5 protein-coding genes and 1 rRNA gene are annotated in these 4,586 nt (G+C 62.5%); 1 reads left to right on the plus strand and 5 read right to left on the minus strand.

What is annotated here, in order from left to right:
* Positions 1-358 (minus strand): 16S ribosomal RNA (locus tag VFA16_RS07030); the annotation flags it as partial.
* A gap of 231 nt (positions 359-589) precedes the next feature.
* Positions 590-1,843 (minus strand): UDP-N-acetylglucosamine 1-carboxyvinyltransferase, encoded by a 1,254-nt coding sequence (gene murA / locus VFA16_RS07035; RefSeq protein ID WP_324967120.1) that lies wholly within the window; start codon positions 1,841-1,843, stop codon positions 590-592.
* A gap of 71 nt (positions 1,844-1,914) precedes the next feature.
* On the opposite strand from murA, the gene VFA16_RS07040 reads away from it, so the two are divergent.
* Complete coding sequence (locus tag VFA16_RS07040) at positions 1,915-2,505, plus strand: cob(I)yrinic acid a,c-diamide adenosyltransferase (protein ID WP_324967121.1); 591 nt, start codon at positions 1,915-1,917, stop codon at positions 2,503-2,505.
* A gap of 25 nt (positions 2,506-2,530) precedes the next feature.
* Here VFA16_RS07040 and VFA16_RS07045 read toward each other — a convergent pair whose 3' ends face one another.
* The 3 genes from VFA16_RS07045 to atpD form a co-directional block, all read right to left on the minus strand.
* Entirely contained in the window at positions 2,531-2,974 is a 444-nt protein-coding gene (locus VFA16_RS07045; protein WP_324967122.1) for a DUF2550 domain-containing protein, read from the minus strand.
* A 12-nt stretch (positions 2,975-2,986) separates the two neighbouring features.
* Positions 2,987-3,352 carry a F0F1 ATP synthase subunit epsilon gene (locus VFA16_RS07050; RefSeq protein WP_324967123.1) on the minus strand — a complete coding sequence of 122 codons (366 nt, stop codon included), beginning with the start codon at positions 3,350-3,352 and terminating at the stop codon, positions 2,987-2,989.
* 61 nt (positions 3,353-3,413) lie between these two features.
* The coding region (gene atpD, locus VFA16_RS07055) for a F0F1 ATP synthase subunit beta (RefSeq protein ID WP_324967124.1) at positions 3,414-4,586 on the minus strand (1,173 nt) is incomplete at its 5' end.

The following is a 4,586-nucleotide window of genomic DNA, read 5'->3' on the forward strand; positions in this document are numbered from 1 at the left end:
CCACTGCTGCCTCCCGTAGGAGTCTGGGCCGTATCTCAGTCCCAGTGTGGCCGGACACCCTCTCAGGCCGGCTACCCGTCGTCGCCTTGGTAGGCCATCACCCCACCAACAAGCTGATAGGCCGCGGGCCCATCCCACACCGCTACAAAACGCTTTCCACCACACACCATGCAGCATGTGGTCCTATCCGGTATTAGACCCAGTTTCCCAGGCTTATCCCAAAGTGCAGGGCAGATCACCCACGTGTTACTCACCCGTTCGCCACTCGAGCACCCCCGAAGGGGCCTTTCCGTTCGACTTGCATGTGTTAAGCACGCCGCCAGCGTTCGTCCTGAGCCAGGATCAAACTCTCCAAACAAAAACCATTCAAAGAGAACAACCCGACAAACAAACAAACAACCACACCCCATGACACGGGGGCATCACAAGGCGCAGCAAAAAAACAACAACAAACAAAACCACCAAACACACTATTGAGTTCTCAAACAACACCCACCAACAGGCAACCCTGCTACTATACTCCGCGGCAGAGTACCCGTCAACTCGGTTAAGTGGTTGTGTTCCTCAACCGACTCGGGTTGTGAACTGTCTATTCTACGCGTTCGATCTCCGCGCCGAGACTGACGAGGTTTTCCACGAACAACGGATAGCCGCGGTCAATGTGGAAGACGTCGTGGACTTCGGTATCGCCGTCGGCCACCAGTCCCGCCAGGACTAGGCCGGCCCCGGCGCGGATGTCCGAACACCACACCGGCGCGCTGGAGAGTTGCGGGAGGCCCCGCACCACCGCATGGTGTCCGTCGGTGCGAGCGTCGGCGCCCAGCCGGATCATCTCCTCGACGAACCGAAACCGCGCCTCGAACACGTTCTCGGTGATCATCGACGTTCCGTCGGCGATTGAGGCCAAAGCGATGGCCATCGGCTGCAGATCTGTCGGGAACCCGGGAAACGGCAACGTTGCGACGTTGACCGCCTTCGGGCGTTCGTACTGCACCACCCGGAAGCTGTTGTCAGTCTGAGTCACCGTGGCGCCCGCGTCATACAGCTTGTGCAGCACCACTTGCAGGTGTGCGGGATCGACGCCGGTCACCGTGATGTCACCCCGAGTCATCGCCGCCGCGATCCCCCAGGTGGCAGCCACGATGCGATCGCCGATCACCCGGTGCTCGGTGGGGTATAGCCGCGGCACACCGGTGATCGTCATCGTCGGCGAGCCCGCGCCCTCCACCTGCGCGCCCATTTGGTTCAACATCGTGCACAGGTCGACCACATCGGGCTCGCGCGCAGCATTGTGAATGGTGGTGACACCCTCGGCCAGCACCGCAGCCATCAGGATATTTTCCGTGGCACCCACCGACGGAAACTCCAATTGAATTTCCGCCCCCCGCAACGTTTCTGCCTGCGCGACGACACAGCCGTGCTCGATGTTGCAGTCGGCGCCCAGCTGCCGCAGACCCGCCTGATGCATGTCCAGCGGCCGCGACCCGATGGCGTCACCGCCCGGAAGGGCAACTTTGGCGCGCTTGCACCGGCCCACCAACGGCCCCAATACGCATACCGACGCCCGAAACTGCCGGACCGCCGCAAAATCTGCGTCGTACTTGAGCTCGTCCGGGGAGGTGATCTGCACCGTTGCGCCGGACAGCTCCACCGTTGCGCCCAAGCCCCGCAATACCTCAGCCATCAAAGGGACATCAAGGATGTCGGGACAGTTGGTGATCGTGCTGGTGCCTTCGGCCAAAAGCGCCGCCGCCATCAGCTTAAGCACGCTATTCTTGGCGCCCCCAACAGCAACTTCGCCCGACAACCGGTTCCCGCCGGTCACCACGAAACGCTCGCCCACCCGGGTTAGTTTAGTGAGGCGCTACCCGCCTGTCAGTCAGCCCAGCCACTCAGAACGGTACGGTTTGAGTTATGGCAGTCCATCTGACCCGCATCTATACCCGCACCGGCGACGACGGTACAACCGGATTGAGCGATTTCTCGCGGGTCTCAAAGAACGATGCCCGGCTGGTGGCGTATGCCGACTGCGACGAAGCCAACGCCGCCATTGGCGTCGCAATCGCGCTGGGCCGACCCGACGAGGAAATAACTGGTGTGCTCCGGCAGATCCAAAATGACCTGTTCGATGCCGGCGCAGACCTCTCGACTCCCGTGGTGGAACAGCCCGAGCATCCCCCGCTGCGAATCACCCAGCCCTACGTCGACCGGCTGGAGGGCTGGTGCGACAAGTACAACGAAACCCTGCCGCCATTGAATTCTTTTGTGCTGCCAGGTGGTTCAGCGCTGTCGGCGCAACTGCACGTGGCGCGCACCGTGGTGCGTCGTGCCGAGCGGTCCGCCTGGGCAGCGATAGACGCCTATCCGGAGGGGGTTAGCGTGCTGCCGGCGAAGTATCTGAACCGGCTCTCGGATCTGTTGTTCATCCTGTCACGGCTTGCCAACCGTGACGGTGACGTGCTCTGGCAACCAGGCGGCGGGCGGGCTGGACCGCCCGAAAGCTAGAGTTGCACTGGGAGTTTCGCATGTCTCACACGGTGCGCCGACGCGCTCGGGGCGACGGGCGGGACTCCAACCATGACAGGAACGCGGTCAAAGCGCCTCGGTCAAGCGCGATTTCGTAACCCCGCCTGCGATCTTGGCTTGAGTCACGTAATTCCAGCACGACGATTTCGTCGGTCATGATATCGAGTTCGTCGCCGCGCGGTGAGCGGCGCGAAATGATTTCGATTCCTCGCCTGCTGAGCCGGCGATCGGGCCACCACCGCACGCTCGAGAGCCGGTAGAACACGGCTTCACCACCGCGGTACCGGATCACGCCATGCCGCCAGCCGTGACCGCCGACGGCCGGCGTGTCGCGCAGGATCGCCGCAGTCCCGCCCTGGCGCAGATTCCAGAGCCGGTAGCTGAGCGCGACGACGACCAGAAAGAGCACGCAAACCAGCGCGCCCATGACGATCATGGCCGCGCTCATCGCCGCGCCGCGCTAGTCGAGCACGCCCAAGGCGCGCAACCTGGCCCGCCCCTGCGCGGCGATCCGCGGGTCGCCGGATTGGGCATCATGCCTGGCGGTCGCCTCGTCGATCTCTGATGCGAACTCGGCGGATTCGGCGAGGATGGTGACGCCTTCCTCGGTCACCGACAGAAATCCACCGTGCGTAGCGATGCGCAGGTCGTCTTCGCCCTCGCGTTCGACGCGCACCATGGCATCGTCGACCAGTTGCGCTACGAGAGGGATATGTCTTGGCATTATGCCGATCTCGCCGACAGTGGTGCGGGTGAAGATAAACGTTGCCTTGCCCGACCACATCTTTCGGTCGACGTCGACGATGTCGACGTCCATTTCGGCCATGTCACATCACCTCTCGCGCTTGACAGAAAGCAACGATCTGCCTCGAGTCGATCATGGCTGGCTACTCGCCGTCTTTGGCTTCCTCGTCACCACCGTTGTCTTTCTTGGCTTCGGCGTCATCGCCCTCGTCGGCCTTCTCGTCCTTGTCCTCTTTCTTCTGGTCCTCGTCTTTCTTGGACTTACCGTTCTTCTTGCCGTTGCCTTCGAGCTTTACGCCGTAGTCCTGGGCCTTCTTGGCCAAGTCGTCCAAGCCGCCGATCAAGAAGAAGGCTTGTTCGGGTACGTGGTCGAAGTCGCCCTTGGTCAGCCTGTCGAAGGCCTCGATGGTCTCCTTCACTGGCACCGTTGAACCTGGCCGGCCGGTGAACTGCTCGGCGGCCATCATGTTCTGTGACAGGAACCGCTCAATGCGCCTCGCCCGGTTAACCTGCTGCTTGTCCTCCTCGGACAGCTCGTCGATACCCAGAATCGCGATGATGTCCTGAAGGTCCTTGTACCGCTGGAGGATTCGAATGACCTCTTGCGCAACGCGGTAATGCTCATCGCCCACCACATCGGCGTCGAGGATGGTGGAGCTAGACGCCAGCGGGTCCACGGCGGGGAAGATGCCCTTGGAGAACACGTCGCGGCTGAGCTCCGTGGTGGCGTCCAGGTGCGCGAAGGTGGTCGCCGGAGCCGGGTCGGTGTAGTCGTCGGCAGGCACATAGACCGCCTGCATCGAGGTGATCGAGCGGCCTCGCGTCGAGGTGATCCGCTCCTGCAACTCGCCCATCTCGTCGGCCAGCGTGGGCTGGTATCCCACCGCCGACGGCATCCGGCCGAGCAGCGTCGACACTTCCGAGCCCGCCTGGGTGAATCGGAAGATGTTGTCGATGAACAGAAGTACGTCCTGCTCCTGTTCGTCGCGGAACCACTCCGCCATGGTCAACGCGGACAAGGCTACGCGCAGGCGCGCCCCCGGCGGCTCGTTCATCTGTCCGAACACCATTGCCGTCTGCGACAGGACTTCACGGCCGGTGTTGCCGATCTTGGTTTCCTGCATTTCCAGCCACAGATCGTTGCCCTCGCGCGTCCGTTCGCCGACGCCGGCAAACACCGAGTAACCGCCGTGCTGGCTGGCGATGCGAGCAATCAACTCGGTGAGAATGACCGTTTTGCCCAGACCAGCGCCGCCGAACAGACCCGCTTTGCCGCCGCGCACCAAGGGCGTCAACAAATCGATGACCTTGATGCC

The sequence above is a fragment of the Mycobacterium sp. genome (assembly GCF_035653355.1).
GTDB lineage: Bacteria > Actinomycetota > Actinomycetes > Mycobacteriales > Mycobacteriaceae > Mycobacterium.